Source organism: Solirubrobacter phytolaccae, from assembly GCF_027587195.1.
In the GTDB taxonomy this organism is placed as follows: domain Bacteria; phylum Actinomycetota; class Thermoleophilia; order Solirubrobacterales; family Solirubrobacteraceae; genus Solirubrobacter; species Solirubrobacter phytolaccae.
The window spans coordinates 1-18,463 of record NZ_JAPDDP010000012.1 but is presented as its reverse complement, the minus strand read 5'-3'; the positions used below and the strand labels follow the sequence as shown (position 1 = coordinate 18,463).

Genomic DNA, 18,463 nt, shown 5'->3' with positions numbered 1-18,463 from the left:
ACGAAGCCCGCCGCCGCGCGGAACGCGGCGACGGGCCTCGAGGTCAATCCACTACGGGGTCGTCGTCGACAGCGTGAACGTCAGCGACTTGCTGTAGTTGCCGGTGCGCAACGGCTGCGTCGCGCCGATGTGCTGGCTGAACGTGACCGTGATCGGGTCCAGGGACACCGGGCCGGTCCACGCCGACTTGGAGAAGCCGACCTGCAGCGCCTCCGAGAGGGTGTAGGCGCCGTTGGCCAGGAACGCCGGGTCCGGCGTGACGCTCAGCTTCGCGTCACCGGCGGTGCTGGTGACCTTGGCGCCGGTCGTCGTCGTGTACGTCTTGTCCACGTTCGGCAGGAAGGTGCCGAGCGAGGAGGACGGCTGGTCGAACGTCAGGCCCAGCGTCGCCGGCACCGAGCCGGAGATCGTGTGGTCCGTGGAGACGCTCGCGCCGAGCTTGCCGACGCGGACGTTGCGGAAGAACACGTCGTCGCCCGAGCCGTGCATCTGCAGGCCGATGCGGCCCTGCTTGAGGTCGGACACCGGATCGTCGTCGATCCACTCGTTGATCTTCACGCCGTTGAGGATCACGATGATGCGGTCCTCCTTGACCTGGATCTCGTACGAGTTCCACTGACCGGCCGGCTTGAGGACCGCGTCGCGGGCCGCCGCGTCGGCGGCCTGCTCCAGGTAGATCGCGCCGGTGGTCTGAGCGGGGTTGTCCGTCGGGTCGATCTGGATCTCCTCGCCGTTGTTGATCGAGGTGTCGACCGTGTTCGCGCCCGTGTCCGGGAAGCCGACGAACACGCCGGAGTTGTCGTCCCCGGGCATCATCCAGTCGAGCTTGAGGGAGTACGGGGCGTCGTAGTCCTTCTTGGTGTACATCAGGCCGAACCCGCCGACCGACTTGTAGGTGCAGCCGTCGCGGACGAAGCGCCCGGAACCGCTGTACTGCCACTTGTCGGCGTGCATCGTGTCGCTGCCGTCGAGCAGCATCTCGTAGCCCGACTCGGGCGTGTAGAGCGTGGTGCACGGCGGCGCCGGCGGGGCCTCGGGCGGCTCGCTGACCGTGAAGGCCTCGAACGTCGCCGTCTCGCTGCCGGTGCCGTTGTAGGCGGCCACGCCGACACTCGGGGAGCCGAGGCCGCCGGCGTCGAAGCCGTCGCCGATCTCGGTCCACGTCTGGCCGTCGTTGAGCGAGTAGCGGCCGCGGATCATGCCGTCACGCGCGTACATCTGGAGCGTGATCGCCTTCTGGGCGTTGGTCGGCAGGTCCGCGTTGGCGTACCCGCTCTGGCGGCCGAGCTCGGTCGTCCAGGTGCCGTTCGGGCGGCGCATGACGACGACCTTGGCCCAGGCGTTGTTGCCCGCGTAGGCGATGAGGCCGGCCTGCGTGTACTCCTTGTTGCCGTCGATCGACACCTTCGTCGTCGTGGCCCAGCTGCCGTCGGTCGGGCCCGGCTGCAGGATGACGTTCTTCGCCGACACCGTCCCGCCGGTGATGTCGCCACCGACCGCCTTGATGTTCAGCTTGCCACCGCTGAGCGAGTAGCCGGTGGTGTCCTCGTTGAGGACGGTCGTCCAACGGCACTTGTCGAGCGAAGTGCCCTCGAAGTCGTCGTTGGCGGCGACCACGCCGCACTGGAGCGGCTCGTTCTGCTTGACGTCGACGTAGTCGAGGTTGACGTTGCCGTCGTCGCCCGTGTCGTACTTGAACATGACGTCGTTCGAGCCGGCCTTCAGGTTGAACGACTCGGTGATCGTCCGGTAGACCTTCCAACCGGTCGAGTCCGGGAACGTGACCTTCTTCTGGAAGACGCCGTTGACGTACAGGCTCAGCTTCTTGTTGCCGGCGAACGGGTTCGGGCCGTTCGCGAAGCCGATCGTGACGTCGGTCGCGCGGTCGGCGAGGGCGTTGACCTTGACGGTCGTGCTGGCGCCCACGTTCTGGTAGCCGCCGACGTAGCCGAGGCCGCTGTAACCCGCGTGCTCGGTCTGCGCGTTGGCGCCGCCGGCGAGCGTGCCCGCCTCGGCCTCGTACCGCGTCGTGCCGGCCGGGGCGAACCGGACGTTGTCGAGGTTGACGTTGCCGTCGTCACCCGTGTTGTACTTGAGCTCGACCGTGTTCACGCCCGCGGTGAGCGCGACCGTGTCCAGGTAGTAGCCCCACGTCTTCCACGTGCCCGTGGACGGCAGCGTGATCGTCTTGGGGGTGCCGTTGACGATCAGCGTCAGCTTCTTCGGGCCCTGGAACGGGTTCGGGCCGTTGGCGTAGTGCAGGGCCATGCGGTAGTCGCCGGCCTTCGCCATGTTGGCCTCGATCTTCACGGACGACGCGCCGGCGGTCTGGATGCCGGAGACGAAGCCGTTGCCGGTGAAGCCGGCGTGCTCGGTGTCGACCTTGGCGCCGCCGGCGAACGTGCCGTCCTCGAGCTCGAAGAACCCGTCGCTCGCGGGAGCGACGTAGCCGGGCAGCGTGTTGAGCGTGTACCAGGCCTCGGTGCTCAGGATCTCGGAGCCGTCAGCCGCGGCGAACGGGCGCGGGGAGCGGACGTAGACGACCTTGTTGGGCTCCAGGCCCGCGATCTTGAGCGTGACTTCCTTCTTGTCGGCGGAGACCGTCGCGGAGGAGACGGTGAGCGTCTTCTCGCCGATCTTCGGGCCGCCGTAGTTGGACGTCGGCGCGTAGCCCCACGACTTGACCTGGTACTTCGTCGCCAGGTTGGCGAGCGTGGCGTCCGACACCGGCTTGGTGTAGGTGATCTTGAAGCCGCCGTCGACGAGCTCCATCTTCTGCATGTCGAACGTCGTGGTGCCGTTCGGGACGAGCTTCTGGAGGCCGTAGGAGAGCTTGCCGTTCTGGCCCCAGTTGCCGCCGCCGTGCAGGCCGCCGACGATGATCGAGCCGTCGTCCTGCAGCGCGATGTGCGTGATGCCGGCCTCGAGGCCCTGCGTCATGCGGAAGTACGCGCCCTGGTACTCGCCGCCGACCTTCTCGACGAAGGCGCGCTGGATGCCGCCGTAGGTGACGTCCGGGACCCACATCTGACCGGCGAACGGGCCGCTCGGGATGAGCATCGGCTGGCTCGGGGAGTTGCCGATCTCGTTGTGCGGGATCAGCACGGCGGCCGGGGTCGGCCGCAGGTTGTCGTAGCGGCCCGGCGTGCCGTCGGGCTCGGTCGTGTAGTGCCCGTAGAACTTGCCCGGCTGGACGTGCATGAGCTTGTTGGCCGGGAGCCAGGCGCCCTGGTTGTCCGTCGTCCAGATGGAGTCGTTCGGACCCCAGCCGATGCCGTGCGGGGTGCGCAGGCCGCCGGCGATGTGCTCGACCGTGCCGGTGTCCTTGCTGATCTTGATCTGCGTGCCGCGATCGAGCGAGCCCTGCGGCGTGGTGGTCGCGCCGCCGAGGTTGATCGAGACCGACAGGTTCGCGTAGAAGTAGCCGTCCTTGTACAGGAGGCCGAAGGCGAACTCGTGGAAGTTGTCGTCGAACGGCCAGCTCGCGATCTGCTGGCGGGCCGTGAACAGGCCGGCCGCGTTCGGGCTGGTCAGCTTGACGAGGCGGTTCTTCTCGGAGATGTAGATCTCGCCGTCGACGACCTTGATGCCCATCGGCTCTTTGAGGTTCTCGGCGAGCTTGACGCGCGTGACGGTGGAGGGGTTGGTGGCGGTCTTGACGCCGCTCAGCTTCCAGACCTCACCGGCCGCGGTCATCGTGCTCGGGCTGCCGTCCTCATCGCCCCAGGTGAGGACGAGGAGGTCGTCGCCCATCCACTCCAGGCCCGTGACCTTGGGCTCGAAGCCGTTCGGACGCAGGTTGACGAGGCTGTAGGCGGGGTTGACGCTGTCGAGCGGCAGGCCGTCGCCGGGCGAGTCGTTGTTGCCCTCACACTGCTTGGTGCCCGGGGCCGTGACGCGGATGATGCCGGAGTCGGTGGTGAGGGCGGAGTTCGGGACGATCGAGAAGGCCGAGTCGCCGGGCTTGCGCCAGCTCAGGTGCAGCTCCTGGTCGCCGCCGGCCTCGATGTAGTTGACGCGCAGCGCGTGGACGCCGGCGGTCAGCGTGACGGCGCCGTCCTTGTCCTCCGCGCCGTGGAGGCCGTCGTGGTCGATGACGAGGTTGCCGTCGATCAGCAGCTCGGAGCCGTCATCGCTGTTGAGGCGGAAGGTGTACGAGCCCGCGGTCGGGATCGTGATGTTCGCGATCGCGTGGACGAGGAAGTTGTCCGTCAGGTTGCCGAAGCCGGTATTGCCGGACCAGTCGATGTTCGGCTTGAGGACGTCGACGTTGGGCGTCGAGGCCGGCTTGATCGGGCAGATCTCCTGCGGTTGCGCACCGAGCTGGAAGATGCGCTGCGTGACCCCCGGCTCCTGGGGCGGGAGGGTTTGCGCCTGGGCAATCGACGCCATCGCGCCCAACGGCGCGGCGACACCGCACAGCAGCGCGATCCCGCGCTTCCAACGTGTGTGCATTCGTGCTCTCTCCCCCTCGAAAGGATCAACGTCGCAGGCCACTAATGCCTGCTTTATGCGCGATAGTACAGAGCCTTTCTGCGATCCTCAACGGCGCTTTTGCCGGGGATGTAGGAAAAGCCGCACCTTTCGACCAACGTACGACCTGAGTCGTACGCGGCCCTCCCCGAAAGATCAGCCTTGCGGCGCTTGTCCGCGACGATCGCCCGCGCCTAGCTTGCGGGGCGATGATCGAAGCGATCGACTTGACGAAGCGCTACGGCGCGAAAACGGCGGTGGACGGGCTTTCGTTCACGGTCCGGCCGGGGGTGGTGACCGGGTTCCTGGGGCCGAACGGGGCCGGCAAATCCACGACGATGCGGATGATCGTCGGGCTCGACGCGCCGACCACGGGCGCGGTGACCGTCGACGGCACCCGCTACCGGGAGCTGCCCGCGCCGCTGCACCGCGTCGGCGCGCTGCTGGAGGCGCGGTCCATCCACCCGGGCCGGTCGGCCTTCAACCACCTGCTGGCGCTCGCCCAGACGCACGGGATTACGCGCGCACGCGTGGACGAGGTGATCGAGCTGGTCGGCCTGCAGCCGGTGGCCCGCAAGCGCGCGGGCACGTTCTCGCTCGGCATGGGCCAGCGGCTGGGGATCGCGTCGGCGCTGCTCGGCGATCCGGACACCCTGGTGCTCGACGAGCCCGTCAACGGCCTCGACCCCGAGGGCATCCACTGGATCCGCACGCTCCTGCGCCGGCTGGCGAGCGAGGGCAGGACGATCTTCGTGTCCTCGCACCTGATGAGCGAGATGGCGCTGACGGCCGACCACCTGATCGTCGTCGGCCGCGGCCGCGTGCTCGCGGACTGCTCGACCGCCGACTTCATCGCGCAGGCGGCGCCCGCGGTCGTGCGGGTGCGCTCGCCGCACGCCGCGCGCCTGAGCGAGGCGCTGCGGGCCGAGGGCGTGACGATCGGCTCCGACGAGCCGGGCGTGCTCGAGATCGCCGGCCTGACCACCGACGTGATCGGCGAGCGCGCCGCCGCCGCGGGCGTCACGCTGCACGAACTCTCCACCCGGCACGCCTCGCTCGAGGACGCGTTCATGGAGCTCACGCGCGACAGCGTGGAATACGAGGCAGTCGCATGACTCGCGCTACGCGCTCGCATGCTTCGGCGAGAACTCGCCTGGCGGCTCCTTCTCGCGCCGCTACGAACTCGGAGATTGTGGCATGACCGCCGTCACCTACCCGCGCGTGATCGCGTCCGAGATCACGAAGCTGCACTCGCTGCGCTCCAGCCGGCTGTCGATGCTGATCGCGCTCGGCCTCGTCGTCGGGCTGGGCGTGCTCGTCCCGTGGATGAGCGTCACCAGCTGGCGCAACGGGTCGCCGACCGTCGGCTACGACGCCGTCGGGCGCACCCTCAGCGGGATCTACCTCGCGCAGATCGCGTTCGGCGTGCTCGGCGCGATGGTCATCACCGGCGAGTACGCGACCGGCTCGATCCGGTCCACGTTCGCCGCCGTCCCGCGCCGCCTGCCGGTGCTGTGGAGCAAGCTCGGTGTGTTCCTCGTCTCGACGCTGGTCCTCGGCACGCTCGCGAGCGTGATCGCGTTCTTCTGCGGCCAAGCGATCTTCGCCACCAAGGACGTCGACGCGGCGCTCGGCGACCCGCACGTGCTGCGCGCGGTCCTCGGCTGCGGGCTCTTCCTGGCCGCGATGGGCGCCCTCGGGCTCGCGCTCGGCGCGCTGCTGCGCAACACCGCCGCCGCGATCACGACGCTCTCGATGGTGCTGTTCGTCGTGCCGATCATCGTCGACCTCACGCCCAAAGGCGAGGAGATCGGACCGTACCTGCCGTCGGCGGCGGGCCTGACGATCACCCAGCTCGATCCCGGCGGTCCGCTGAGCGCCTGGGGTGGATTCGGCGTCCTGTGCGCGTACGTCGCCGCTACGATCGCCCTCGCCGCCTTCCTGCTGGTGCGCCGAGACGCGTGAACCGCCTGCCCCGTCACCCGCTGCTCGCCGACCTGCTGCTGACGCTGGTCGTGCTGGCGCTCGGCGTCAGCACCGCCCAGGGCAGCGACCGCTGGATCGCCGTCGCGCTCACGCTGCCGCTGCTGTGGCGCCGGCGCGCGCCGTTCGCGGTCTTCAGCGTCATCGCCGTCGTCGCGTTCGGGCAGTGGCTGGCGGCGGTCGATCTGTCCGCCGACTTCGCGCTGCTGATCGCCATCTACACGGTCGCGGTTCAGGAGCCGCGCGGGCGCGTGATCGCGGCGTGCGTGATGCTCGAGCTCGGCGTCGTGCTGGCGGTCGCGCGTTGGGCGGAGCCGTCGTTCGTGCCGAGCTTCGTGCTGCTCACCGGGATGGCGGTCGCCGCGGTCGTGCTCGGCCTGAACGTGCGCACGCGGCGCGCCTATCTGGCCTCCGTGGAGGATCGCGCCGCCCAGCTCGAGCGGGAGCGCGACCAGCAGGGCCGGCTCGGCGCAGCGGCCGAGCGGGCGCGGATCGCGCGCGAGATGCACGACATCGTCGCCCACAACCTGTCGGTGATGATCGCGCTCGCCGACGGCGCCGGGTACATGTCCGGCCAGGACCCGAAGCGCGCGGCGGGCGCGATGGAGCAGGTGTCGGCGACCGGTCGGCACGCGCTGGGTGAGATGCGACGGCTGCTCGGCGTGCTGCGGGAGGACGACGCCACGGCGCTCGCGCCCCAGCCCGGCCTGGCGGACCTCGACCCGCTGCTCGAGCAGGTCCGCGCGGCCGGGCTGCACACGACGCTCGAGACCGCCGGCGCGCCGATCGCGCTCGGCGCGGGCGCGGAGCTGACGGTCTACCGGCTCGTCCAGGAAGCGCTCACCAACACGCTCAAGCACGCGGGCGCGGACGCGCATGCCGTCGTCCGTCTGCGGTACGACGCCGACGGCGTCGAGGTCGAGGTGACCGATGACGGGCTTGCGCGTCCGCACGTGGCCGCCGCCGGAGATCCGCGAAGCGATCTCCAAGCCGAAGTGGGCACGCCCCGGCGTAGCCGGCCGCGCACACCAAGCGCCGGACAAGGCTTGACCGGGATGCGCGAGCGCGCGGCGGTCTACGGCGGCGAGCTCGAGGCCGGCCCGGCGCCGGACGGCGGCTGGCGCGTGCGGACGCGGCTCGGGAGCGCGGCGTGATCACGGTCCTGCTCGTCGACGACCAGCCGCTGCTGCGCACCGGCTTCCGCATGATCCTTGAAGCTCAACCGGACATGGAGGTCGTGGGGGAGGCCGCGGACGGCGAGCAGGCGGTCGCGCAGACCGCGGCGCTCGCGCCCGACGTGGTGCTGATGGACGTCCGGATGCCCGGGACCGACGGGATCGAGGCGACGCGCCGGATCGTCGCCGCGGGCAGCGCCGCGCGCGTGCTCATCCTCACCACCTTCGACCTCGACGAGTACGCGTTCTCGGCCCTGCGCGCGGGCGCGAGCGGGTTCCTGCTCAAGGACGCGCCGCCCGAGGAGCTGCTGGGCGGGATCCGCGCCGTCGCGGGCGGGGACGCGGTCGTGGCGCCGAGCATCACCCGCCGGCTGCTCGACGCCTACGCGCACCAGTTCCCGGACGCGCACGCGCCCGCGAGCCGCGACGAGCGGCTGAGCCCGCTGACCGAGCGCGAGCGCGAAGTGCTGCTCGCGGTGGCCGGCGGGCTCTCGAACGCGGAGATCGCCGCGCGCCTCGTCGTCGCCGAGGCGACCGTCAAGACGCACGTCGGCCGGATCCTGGCGAAGCTCGGCCTGCGCGACCGCGTGCAGGCCGTGATCTTCGCCTACGAGACCGGGCTCGTCCGCGCTTCCCAACGCTAACCCGCGACGGCCACCTGCGTGCTGTAGGTGCGGCCGGTGCCGGCGAGCTTGGCCTGCACGCGGTAGAGCACGTACGGCGAGCCCGCGTCCGGGCCGCGCATCGTGAACGTGAAGCGGCCGTTCTTGGCCACCTTGGCCGTCGTCCCGACGCGCTTGCCGGAGCACACGTTCACGCGCGTGAGCGTGACGGTCTTCGGCAGGCGCTTGAGGGCGAGCGTGCCGCTGATCTTCAGGCCGGAGCGCTTGGTGATCCGCAGGTAGCGGTCGTAGCGGAACGCGCGGCTGTGCTGACCGCCGACCCAGGCCATGTACGTGACCGGCTTGGCCTCGTTGCGCGCGGGGCCGCCGACGAGCGCCGTGAACGCGCCGTCCGGGCCGACCGTCGCCGTGCCGACCGCCTTGCCGGCGCGCTGGAGCGTGACCTGCTGGCCGGCGAGCTCGAGCCGGGCGATGCCTGTGACCCGCGCCTGGTTGCCGACCGGGGACACGTCGAGCAGGACGACCGGGTCGCCGCAGGTGCTGGTGGGGGTCACGGGCGGCTTGCGCTCGGCGGGCAGGACCACGGGCTCGCGGACCGTGACCGGGTCACACGTGCTCGTCGCCGACAGGTTGCCCGTGTCGCCGTCGTAGACGACCTGCCAGCGGTACGCGCCCGGCGCCGTCGGCGTGAACGGCTCCGAGGTCGCGGTGCCGTCGGCGGCGAGCGTGGCCTTGGAGGTGAACACCGGCGTGCCCGTGCAGGCCTCGCCGCGGTACAGGCGGAACTCGACCGTGGCGTCGGGCGCGGGCTCGAAGCGCGGGTCGATCTTCGCCGTGTCCGTGAGCGCGCCGCCGAGCGTGACGTCGTTGGACGGCGTGGACGTGACCGCGGGCCGCGCAGTGACCGTGATCGTCACCGTGGCCGGCGCCGAGTCGCCGCCCGCGTTGCTCGCGCGGTAGGTGAACGTGTCCGGGCCCGCTGCGTCGTCGGCGGGCGTGTAGGTGACCGTGCCGGTGGCGGCGTCGAAGTCGCTCAGCGTGCCGTGGGCCGGGGCGGTGACGATCGCGAAGGCCGGCGCCGTGAGGCTGTCGCAGTCCAGCGTGATCGTGCGGCCGCGGCCCGCGCCGGCGGTCGCCGTGACGGCGTCGCAGGTGGGCGCCGGCGGGTTGACCGTGACCTTCACGGTCGTCGTGTTCGACGTGCCGCCCTCGTTCGTGGACGTGTACTTGAACTCGTCCGTGCCGTGGAAGCCGGCGTCGGGCGTGTAGCGCAGCTTGCCCTCACGCAGGACGACGTCGCCGTCCTGCGGGGCGGTCGTGATCGTGATCCCGCCCGCACGGTCGCAGACGACGTCGATGTCGATGGCGGTCTCGAACGCGGTGGTCGCGCTCTTGTCCGTGCACACCGGCGGCGGCGCGAGCACCTTGACGGTCGCCTTGGCGGTGTTGGACACGCCGCCTTCGTTGGTCGTCGTGTAGGTGAACTCGTCGTTGCCGATGTAGCCGGCGGCGGGCGTGTAGCGCAGCGCGCCCGCGACGACGGCGACGGTGCCGTTGGCCGCAGTGCCCGCGGCGACGGTCGCCGGGGTCGCGCCCGTGCAGTCGGTGTTGAGCGTGATCGCCGTCTGGTAGGCGGTCGTGCCGGAGACGTCCTTGCAGACCTGCTGCGCGTTGAGGACCTTCACGGTCGCGGTCTTGAGCGTCGACGTGCCGCCCTCGTTGGTCGACAGGTAGGTGAAGTCGTCCGTGCCGGCGAAGCCCGCGTCCGGTGTGTAGCGGAGCTTGCCGGCGACCACCGAGGTGGTGCCGTGCTGAGCGCCGGTGCCGATCGCGATCGTGCCGGCGCGATCGCAGTCGGCGTCGATGTCGACCGCCGTCTGGAACGCGGTGGTGGCGCTGACGTCCTTGCACACCGGCGCGGGGGCGAGGGTCTTCACGGTCGCCTTCGCGGGAGCGGAGGTGCCGCCCTCGTTGGTGACCGTGTAGCTGAGCTCGTCGTTGCCGATGTAGCCGGTCGCGGGCGTGTAGCGCAGCTTGCCGGCGACCACGGTCGCGGTGCCGTGCGACGGCGTGGTCGCGACGGCCACGGTGCCGGTGCGGTCGCAGTCGATCGCAAGCTCGATGGCCGTGTCATACGGCGTGGTGCCGGACACGGCGAAGCAGACCGGGGCGGGCGCGATCACACGCACGGTCGCCTTGGCGCTGTTGGAGTCGCCGCCCTCGTTGGTGGTCTTGTACGTGAATTCGTCCGTGCCGACGTAGCCGGCCGCGGGCGTGTAGCGGAGCTTGCCGTCGACGACGGAGGTGGTGCCGTGGGCGGCGCTGCCGACCGTCACGGTCGCCGGGCCGGCGCCGGTGCAGTCGGCGTCGAGCGTGACCGCCGTCTGGAACGCGGTCGTGCCGGAGACGTCCTTGCAGACCTGCGGCGGGTTGCCGACGCGGAGCGTGATCTTGGCGGTGTTGGAGTCGCCGCCCTCGTTCGTGCGCTTGTACGAGAACTCGACCGTGCCCGAGTAGCCCGTCGGCGGCGTGTAGCGCACGAAGCCGCCGCCGATGTCGACGACCGAGCCCTGCGACGGGCCGGTCGGGAAGCTCGTGCCGTAGGAGGCCGCGCCGGTGCAGTCGGTCGGGAACACGAACTCGGTCTGGTAGGCCGTGGAGACGCTCACGTCACGGCACACGTACGGCGCGTTGTTGATGCGGAAGCTCGCCGTGCCGCTGCCCGCGGCGAAGCCCGGGGAGGCCGGGATGCTGCCCGTCAGCGTGTAGAGGCCGGGCGCCGTGTTGCCGGGGACGCCCATGTTCGTGGCGACCGAGCCGCCGGTCGGGGCCACGCCGACGCTGCCGGCCGCGCCGGCCGAGAACGTGAACGTGCCCGGGTTGTCGCCGCGCACCGGGCTGAAGCTGCCGCTCACGCCGACGTTGCGCGTGCTCGCCGAGAACGCCGTCACGACGTTGTTGACGCTGACCGTGGTCGCCTGCGTCTCGACGGCGCCGAGGTCGGCGGCCGCGTCACGCGGGAACCCGCGCTGGTCGGTCGCCGTCATGCTCTGGACGGTCGCCGCGTTGATCACCGGGCTGCCCGGGTTCGGCGCCATCGTCCGCACCGGGCCGCCGTAGTTGCCGAGCGCGGCGAGCTGCGGGTCCGCCGAGCCGACGAACGCGGGGGCGACGGTCGTGGTGCCGGCAGTCGCGGCGTTGGCCGCGCCGCTGGCGACGGTGGCCGGCAGCGCGCTGTAGAGCGCGGCGGCGCCGGCGGCGGTGACGATCGACTGCCGGATCGCCGTGGTGGCGGCGCGGGGGCTCGCCGAGTCGTAGCCGACGGTCGCGATCGATCCGCTGCCCGTGCCGCTGGTCGTGCCGACGCCGCCCGTCGCGGTGTTGCCCGCGACCGTCGTGTGCGTAAGGGTCAGGCTCCCGTTGAGGTTGAAGATGGCCGCGCCGAGGCCGTCGCCGCCCTCGCCCGCCGTGGCCCCGCCGCCGACGAAGGCCGCGGTGCTCACCCCGCCGGTCGCTTCGTTGCCGGTGAACGTGCTGTTGGTGGCCGTGATGGTGCCACGGTCGTTGAAGATCGCGCCGCCCATGCCGGCGCCGCCACCGCCCATGCCGATCAGGCCGGCTGCCCCGGTCGCGCCGTCGCCGCCGCCGAAGCCGCCGTTGCCGGCCGGCGCTCCGGCCACACGGCCGTCGCCACCCGCGCCGCCGCCGCCGAAGCCACCGTTGCCGCTGCGGTAGTTGGCCCAGCCGCCACCGCCGCCGAAGCCGCCGCTGCCGCCGCCGGAGGCGGGCGACGCGCCGCCGCCACCGCCACCGACGCCGCCACCGCCGGCACCACCACGGTTGCCGCCCGCGTTGACCGGCGGGGCGCTGCCGCCGCCGCCGAACGGGCCGCCGGTACCGCCGGCGCCCGCGCCGGTCTCGCCCCGTCCGCCCGCACCCGAGCCGTTGCCGCCGCGGACGCCATCCGCGGACGCGCCGCCGAGGCCATTCGCCAACCCGCCGCCGACACCGGCGTTCGGCTGGCCGCCGCTGGTGCCGTTCTCGTTGAAGGCGTAGCCGCCGCCTCCGCCGCCACCGCCGGGGGCCGCGCCGCCACCGCCACCGCCGCTGACGAAGTTCGGCAGCGAGCCGCCGAAACCGCCGCCGTTGTCGCCCTGCGTGTCCTGGCCGATGCCGCCGCCGGCGTTACCGGCGACCGTGCCGGCGTTGCCGCCGACGGCGCGGTTGCCGGACAGCGTCACGGCGTCGAGGTCGAGCGTGCCTTGGTTGTAGATCGCGCCGCCCATGCCGGCGCCGGCGCCGCCGAACGCCGAGCTGCCCCCGAGGGCCTGGCCGTTGGCGAGCTGGACGCGGCTCAGCCGCAACGTTCCCGGCGCGAGGTTCGACCGGCCGCCGGCGACGAAGAAGAGCCGCAGCCGCCCACCGGACCCGTTCTGGATGATCGCGCCGGTCGTAGCGCTGCCGGCGATCGTGATGTCGCTCGTGATCGCGGGCAGCGCGGTCGCGCCGTACCAGAAGTTGTTCGCGGCGTTGAAGGAGTAGGTGCCGGACACGTTGAGCGTGTCGGCCTCGCCGTTCCCGTTGGCCGTGTTGATCGCCGTGATCAGCGCGGCTGCATCCCCAGCTGGGACGTTGATCGTCCCCGCCTGAGCAACCGTCGCCGACGACGCCAACACTGCAGCGGCGACCGCCGCGACCCGACCTGAGAACACGCGCATAAGGCGACCTTACGGCGTTGTATGCAGTTGGCACACAAACGTTCGTCCAGTCCCAGCACTCCGGGATTCAGGGCTATGTGACGCCGTCAGGTGCCGAGCCGCTCGAGCAGGACCTTCTGGATCTCCGGGCGGAATCCGGAGGCCCTGATCAGCCCTTCCGTGCCGTTGAGGCCGAGGATGATGAGCGCGAGCACGTCGCCGGGGAACGCCCAGAAGGTCGCCTGGCCCGGGCGGGCGCGCAGGCCGGCGATGACGTCCCGCAGCACGGCGTCGCCGGGGCCCGTGTCGCGGGGCAGCAGGGCCACGACGTCGGCGACGACGGTCGCGCCGAGCCGGCGGACGATGTGCAGGAGCCGCATGAGGTCGTCGCGGGCGCCCTCGTCCGGGTCGACGGGGTCGTAGCCGAGGGCCACGGCCCGCTGTGCCCAGCGCTGCCCGACGTCCTCGCGCTCGGCGAGCACCCGCAGCGAGAGGATGTCGACGGCGACCGCCAGATCGCCGTGCTCGAGCGCGCGGGCGTACTCGGCGCTGCGCTCGTGGCTGGCGAGCTGCAGACCCGCGAACTGCTCGTCGGCGAGCTCGAGCAGGGCGCTCAGGCGGAACAGCCGGCGGCTGAGGTCGCGCGGGAGGTCGGCGGCCTTGTACCGGATCTCGTGGTCGACGGCCGCCCAGGCGTGCTGCATGACCGTGCGCACCTGGATCTCGGCCCGCAGGCCCTCGAACCGCTCCCACGGCTCCGTGCTCGGGAGGCTGACGATGTAGTGGTCGGAGCGGTAGCCGAACCGATCCGGCGGGTCGTCATGGCCGCTCCGGTTCGAGTTTCCCCAGTCGACCTCCAGCTCGCGGTCGATCAGCGCCCCGACCTCGCGCACGTCGTCGGGGTAGTAGACGATCACCCGCAGGCCGGCCAGGTCGGTGATCTCCTCGAGCGGGTCGGCGTACTTGCCCTTGCTCGTGATCTTCTCGCCGAAGCTCCGGACCGTCTTCGTCCGCGACTCGATCTGCGACAGCGCGATCGCTTCGCGGCCGATGCATCCGGCGAGGCGGTCGTGGAGCGCGATGCGGAACGCGTCGAACGTCTCTCGCCGACGGGCGTACTCCTCGCTCCAGTCCGTCCCGGAGCTCATGTCTTGAGAGATTGCTGCACCCGTCTAGAGAGTACGGGCGAGCGCGAGCATCTGGGCGTTCGTCAGCGCGAGCGTGAGCGTGTTGCTCACCCAGGCGGAGCCCTCGGCGGTCCGCAGCGCGACCCGACGGAGATGCCGGCCGTCGTAGTAGAGGTCGAACGTGCGCCCGCCGAGCGTGCGCTGCCCGTCGGGGGCGGCGAGGATCGGCGCGTCGGTCCAGTCGGTGGTCTGGATGCCGTAGTACTCGCCGACGCCGATCCGCACGGAGCGGCGCGTCGCGCGATGTGACGTGCCGCTCGCGTCCTTGATCCGGTACCGGCGCGTGGCCTGCTCCCGGATGGTGGGCAGGCGCGTCTTCGTCCGGGCACGCTTGCGCTTCGTCTTGGTCTTCGCCTTGGAGGACGACTGCGCCGCGACCGTCGGGTGCAGGAAGCGCCGCACCGTCGCCTTGATCGCGCTCGGCGTGGCGGTCACGTAGGACGGGCCGATCACGGCCGGGAACGGGATCTCCTGCACGGGCTTGTCGGCGGCGCCGAGCGCGAGCTTGGCCAGCGCGGTGACCTGCTTGGTGCCGCGGATGTCCGTGCGGGTGTGCTCACCCAGCAGGCGGATCAGCGTGTGGCGGTCGCCGAGCAGGTCCGTGACGCCGAACTGCGCGCGGGCCTGGCGCAGGAAGTCGTGCTGGCGGGCGGCGCGGACCAGGTCGTTGTCGCCGTGGCGGTAGCGCACGTAGTCGAGCGCGTCGGCGCCGCACAGGCGCTGGTAGCCGGCCTGGATGTCGATCGCCGCGAAGTTGGTGGCCGCGGTGCCGTCGTTGCGGTTGAAGTAGCGGCGGTCGACGTCCGTGTACACGCAGCCGAGCGCGTTCACGAGCGCGCGGAAGCCGCCGAAGTCGACGTCGATCACGTGGTCGACGCCGATCCCGAGCACCTCGCGCAGCGTCTTGACCGTGAGCGGGACGCCGCCGTACGCGTAGGCCGCGTTGAGCTTGGCGACGCCGCGGCCGGGGATCGTCACCTTCAGGTCGCGCGGGACCGACAGCACCGTGACGGCCTTCGCGCGCGGGCTCAGGCGCACGAGCATCATCGTGTCCGAGCGCGCGTTGTCCTTGGCCGTCTTGGCGCGATGGTCGGAGCCGATCAAGAGGATCGTCTTGCCGCTGCCGCTCGTCGGTCCGCCGCCGGTGGTCGTGGTGGTCGTGGCCGTCTCGCCGAGGTCGACGCGCGGGTGGACCTCGAGCGCGCTGGTCGTCGCGTGCAGCTCGTTCACGCCCACGGCAAAGACGCCGCCGACGCAGCAGGTGAACACGATCGCGCACGCGGCCAGCAGGCGACCGAGCGCGCCGCGGTGGGAGGGAGGCGCGGGCATCGAGGGACTACCGATGTGTCTCGGCGCCGCGCGCGCCGGACTTGAGCGTTCGCGAGCGACGTGCGCGCGAGGGTGGAGGGCGCTCGGAAGCCGCCGGGACCGGCGGCCCGTCCGGCGCGTCGAAGGTAGATTGCCGGGGGTGCCCGAGTTCACCCGCTACGCGCCGCCCGCCGGCTCGTTCATCCGCTCCTCGCAGCTCGGGACCACGCGGCAGTGGGTCGAGCCGTTCATGGCGCAGATCGCCCCCTACCTGGCGACGGCGCGCCAGCAGTCGACCTACATGCCGCTCGGCGTCCACGTCGGCGTCGCGCTGGGCGAGCACGAGGACCTGCTGAGCGGCAACCCGCTCGTGAGCCTGCTCGAGCCGCTCGCGATCGCCTTCCAGCTGCCGAACCTGCGCTACGTGTCGGGGACCAAGGCGCACGGCGACACGTGCACGCTGTGCATCGGCCCGGTCGGCGTCTCCGACGGGGAGCCGCACCTCTGGCGCAGCGCGCGCGGGCGCTGCGCGGACGTCAGCGTCAAGGCCCAGCGGGACTTCGGCTACCAGATCGCGACCCAGATCCCGCCCTCGCGCTGGGGCCCGTCCCACCTGGACCTGGCGATCCGCACCGGGCTCATGCGCGACTGGATCGTCACCTGGCGCCCGCTGGTCGACTCGCTCGTGGCCGTGCTCGGCCGGCGCCGCGAGCCGGGCCGGCGCGAGTTCGACGTCGAGGACGGCCGGGTCGTCTCGCTCGCGCTGCACCACGAGGTCGACGTCACGCTCGGCAACGCGGTCGACGTCGACGTGCGCTTCCGGCTGGTCGGCCGGGCGGACGGTCCGGCGCTCGACTACGCGGTCAAGAGCCCCGCCGGATCACCCGCCTGACCACCCGAACTCGACAAAGGTGATCGGGAATGCTAGTTTCCCGCCCGCTCCGTCCAAATGCCTGGTGTTGAGCCGGTTCAACGGACGTTCGAGACGAAAAACCTGAAAACCCGATCAGGTTGCTGTAGATTAAGCCTCCCGCGGCAGTTGCGCCGGGTCGAACGGAGGGGCAAGTCACGATGGAAACGGATCTGCCAACGCTGGCGACACTCGCCGCGGTGGCGCTCAGCTGGGTCGCAATCTGGTGGATGCGCAAGCGCGCGCTGAACTTCAGCGTCATCGCGCTGTTCGCCCTTGCGATCGGCATTCCGATCGGCCTCGTGGCGAAGGAGCACGTCGACGCGGTCAACCCCATCGGCCGGATCTACATCAACGTGCTGCTGGCCACCGTCGCGCCCCTGGTGCTGGTGGCGATCGTCTCGGCGATGACGTCGCTGGGCACGCTGGCCAAGCTCAAGAGCATCGGCCTGCGGTCCACGTTCTGGCTGCTGCTGAGCAATGCGCTCGGCGTCATCCTGGCGCTGGCGCTCGCGTTCATCTTCCGGCCGGGCGAGGGGGCGGACGCCAAGCTCGGCGCGGTCCCGGCGGACACGATCGCGGCGCAGGTGCAGTCGTTCGGCGAGGTGCTCGTGGGCTTCTTCCCGTCCAACGTGGTCGGTGCCTTCAGCTCGAACGCGATCATCCCGATCATCCTGATCGCGGTCACGATCTCGATCGCCTACCTGTCGCTCGCCGAGAAGCAGGGGCCGAAGGTCAAGCTCTTCGCCGACGGCATCGAGGCCATCAAGCTCGTCGTCTTCAAGGTCGTCAGCTACGTCATCCGGCTCACGCCCTACGCGATCGTCGCGCTCACCGCGCACATGGTCGGCATGAGCACCGACCTCGGCAAGAGCTTCACCTCGCTGCTCGGGCTGCTCGTCCTGGTCTGGGTCGCGTGCATGCTGCACACATGGGCGATCAACGCCGTGATCCTCAAGACGTTCGCGAACGTGTCGCCCGTCGCGTTCTTCCGCAAGATCTTCCCGGCCCAGATGACGGCGTTCACGACCCAGAGCAGCATCGGCACGCTCCCGGTCACGACGGGGCAGCTCACGCGCAAGGTCGGCGTGCACTCGGAGATCGCGCACTTCACGGCTCCGCTCGGCGCCAACATCGGCATGCCGGGCTGCGCGGGCATCTGGCCGATCATGATCGCGGTCTGGGGCATCAACGCGTACGGCCTCGCGTACTCGCCGGGGCAGTACCTGCTGCTGACGGTCCTCAGCATCGTCGTCTCCATCGGCGTGGCCGGCGTCCCCGGCGCCGCGACCGTGTCCGCCGCCACGGTGATGTCCGCGGCCGGCCTGCCGCTCGAGTTCGTCGCCGCGACGATCCCGATCGGCGTCATCGCCGACATGGCGCGCACCGCGACGAACGTCACCGCGGCCGCCGTGAGCGCCACGGTCGTCGCTCGTCAGACGGGCATGCTCAACGACGAGATCTTCGAAGGCCGCGCCGAGTACGTCGAGGAGGACGACCAGGGCGCGCCGCAGCCCGCGCAGCCGCAGCCGCAGCCGCAGCCCGTGGCGAACGGCTGGCCGGCCCAGCCGCAGCGGCCGTCGTACCCGCGGCCCGCGGCGAACGGGTGGCCGGCGCAGCCGCCGCAGCCCGTCGCCAACGGTTGGCCCGCCCAGCCGCAGCGCCAGCCCGTTGCGAACGGGTGGCCCGCGCAGCCGCAGCGCCAGCCCGTTGCGAACGGGTGGCCCGCGCAGCCGCCGCAGCCCGTCGCCAACGGGTGGCCCGCCAACGGCCGTCCTGCACAGGCGCAGCCCGGCGGGAACGGCTGGCCCGCCCAGCCGCAGCCGGTCGCGAACGGGTGGCAGCAGCAGCCCGCGGCGAACGGGTGGCACGGCCAGCAGCCGGTCACGAACGGCCGCCCGGCGCAGGCGCAGTCCGGTGGCAACGGCTGGCCTGCGCACTCGCAGCCGGTCGCGAACGGCGGTCCGGCGCAGGCGCAGTCCGGTGGCAACGGCTGGCCCGCGCAGCCGCAGCCGGTCGCGAACGGCTGGCCGCAGCACCAGCAGCCCGTGGGCAACGGGTGGCCTGCGCAGCCGCCGGTCGCGAACGACCGCCCGCAGCCGCAGCC

General features: G+C 71.5%; 10 protein-coding genes. 6 read left to right on the top strand and 4 right to left on the bottom strand.

The genetic code is table 11. The annotated features are described in order from the left end of the window. Positions 1 to 51: 51 nt before the first annotated feature. A complete protein-coding gene (locus OJ997_RS08590; RefSeq protein ID WP_270024665.1) occupies positions 52 to 4,455 on the bottom strand; it encodes a 3-keto-alpha-glucoside-1,2-lyase-like domain-containing protein in 4,404 nt (1,467 codons plus the stop codon). 227 nt (positions 4,456 to 4,682) lie between these two features. Here OJ997_RS08590 and OJ997_RS08585 point away from each other — a divergent pair, with 227 nt between their 5' ends. The 4 genes from OJ997_RS08585 (at position 4,683) to OJ997_RS08570 (ending at position 8,275) form a co-directional block, all read left to right on the top strand. After that, on the top strand, positions 4,683 to 5,588 hold the full coding sequence (locus OJ997_RS08585; protein WP_270024664.1) for an ABC transporter ATP-binding protein: 906 nt from the start codon (positions 4,683 to 4,685) through the stop codon (positions 5,586 to 5,588). 82 nt (positions 5,589 to 5,670) lie between these two features. Further along, on the top strand, positions 5,671 to 6,438 hold the full coding sequence (locus OJ997_RS08580) for an ABC transporter permease subunit (RefSeq protein ID WP_270024663.1): 768 nt from the start codon (positions 5,671 to 5,673) through the stop codon (positions 6,436 to 6,438). Next, positions 6,435 to 7,610: a sensor histidine kinase gene (locus OJ997_RS08575; RefSeq protein WP_270024662.1), complete on the top strand. Its 1,176-nt coding sequence runs from the start codon at positions 6,435 to 6,437 to the stop codon at positions 7,608 to 7,610. Before OJ997_RS08580 ends, OJ997_RS08575 begins: the two co-directional genes overlap by 4 nt. Beyond that, a complete protein-coding gene (locus OJ997_RS08570) occupies positions 7,607 to 8,275 on the top strand; it encodes a response regulator (RefSeq protein ID WP_270024661.1) in 669 nt (222 codons plus the stop codon). Before OJ997_RS08575 ends, OJ997_RS08570 begins: the two co-directional genes overlap by 4 nt. On the opposite strand, the gene OJ997_RS08565 is transcribed toward OJ997_RS08570, so the two are convergent. The 3 genes from OJ997_RS08565 to OJ997_RS08555 all read right to left on the bottom strand — a co-directional run bounded on the left by OJ997_RS08565 (position 8,272) and on the right by OJ997_RS08555 (position 15,467). Continuing rightward, complete coding sequence (locus OJ997_RS08565) at positions 8,272 to 12,972, bottom strand: Ig-like domain-containing protein (protein ID WP_270024660.1); 4,701 nt, start codon at positions 12,970 to 12,972, stop codon at positions 8,272 to 8,274. The two genes, OJ997_RS08570 and OJ997_RS08565, sit on opposite strands and share 4 nt — an antisense overlap. Positions 12,973 to 13,058: 86 nt before the next feature. Then, entirely contained in the window at positions 13,059 to 14,099 is a 1,041-nt protein-coding gene (locus tag OJ997_RS08560; RefSeq protein WP_270024659.1) for a GTP pyrophosphokinase, read from the bottom strand. Between the two features lie 24 nt (positions 14,100 to 14,123). Next, the gene (locus tag OJ997_RS08555; protein WP_270024658.1) at positions 14,124 to 15,467 is read right to left on the bottom strand and encodes an LCP family protein; all 1,344 of its coding nucleotides are present in this window, start codon (positions 15,465 to 15,467) and stop codon (positions 14,124 to 14,126) included. Positions 15,468 to 15,606: 139 nt separating this feature from the next. On the opposite strand from OJ997_RS08555, the gene OJ997_RS08550 reads away from it, so the two are divergent. Further along, entirely contained in the window at positions 15,607 to 16,338 is a 732-nt protein-coding gene (locus tag OJ997_RS08550) for a hypothetical protein (protein ID WP_270024657.1), read from the top strand. A 179-nt stretch (positions 16,339 to 16,517) separates the two neighbouring features. Further along, a partial coding sequence (locus OJ997_RS08545) for a dicarboxylate/amino acid:cation symporter (RefSeq protein WP_270024656.1) occupies positions 16,518 to 18,463 on the top strand: 1,946 nt, incomplete at its 3' end.

What these genes read in the sequence shown, in the direction of transcription:
- OJ997_RS08590 (WP_270024665.1), bottom strand. Translation starts at nt 4,455, where the DNA reads ATGCACACACGTTGGAAGCGCGGGATCGCGCTGCTGTGCGGTGTCGCC.
- OJ997_RS08585 (WP_270024664.1), top strand. Translation starts at nt 4,683, where the DNA reads ATGATCGAAGCGATCGACTTGACGAAGCGCTACGGCGCGAAAACGGCG.
- OJ997_RS08580 (WP_270024663.1), top strand. Translation starts at nt 5,671, where the DNA reads ATGACCGCCGTCACCTACCCGCGCGTGATCGCGTCCGAGATCACGAAG.
- OJ997_RS08565 (WP_270024660.1), bottom strand. Translation starts at nt 12,972, where the DNA reads ATGCGCGTGTTCTCAGGTCGGGTCGCGGCGGTCGCCGCTGCAGTGTTG.
- OJ997_RS08560 (WP_270024659.1), bottom strand. Translation starts at nt 14,099, where the DNA reads ATGAGCTCCGGGACGGACTGGAGCGAGGAGTACGCCCGTCGGCGAGAG.
- OJ997_RS08555 (WP_270024658.1), bottom strand. Translation starts at nt 15,467, where the DNA reads ATGCCCGCGCCTCCCTCCCACCGCGGCGCGCTCGGTCGCCTGCTGGCC.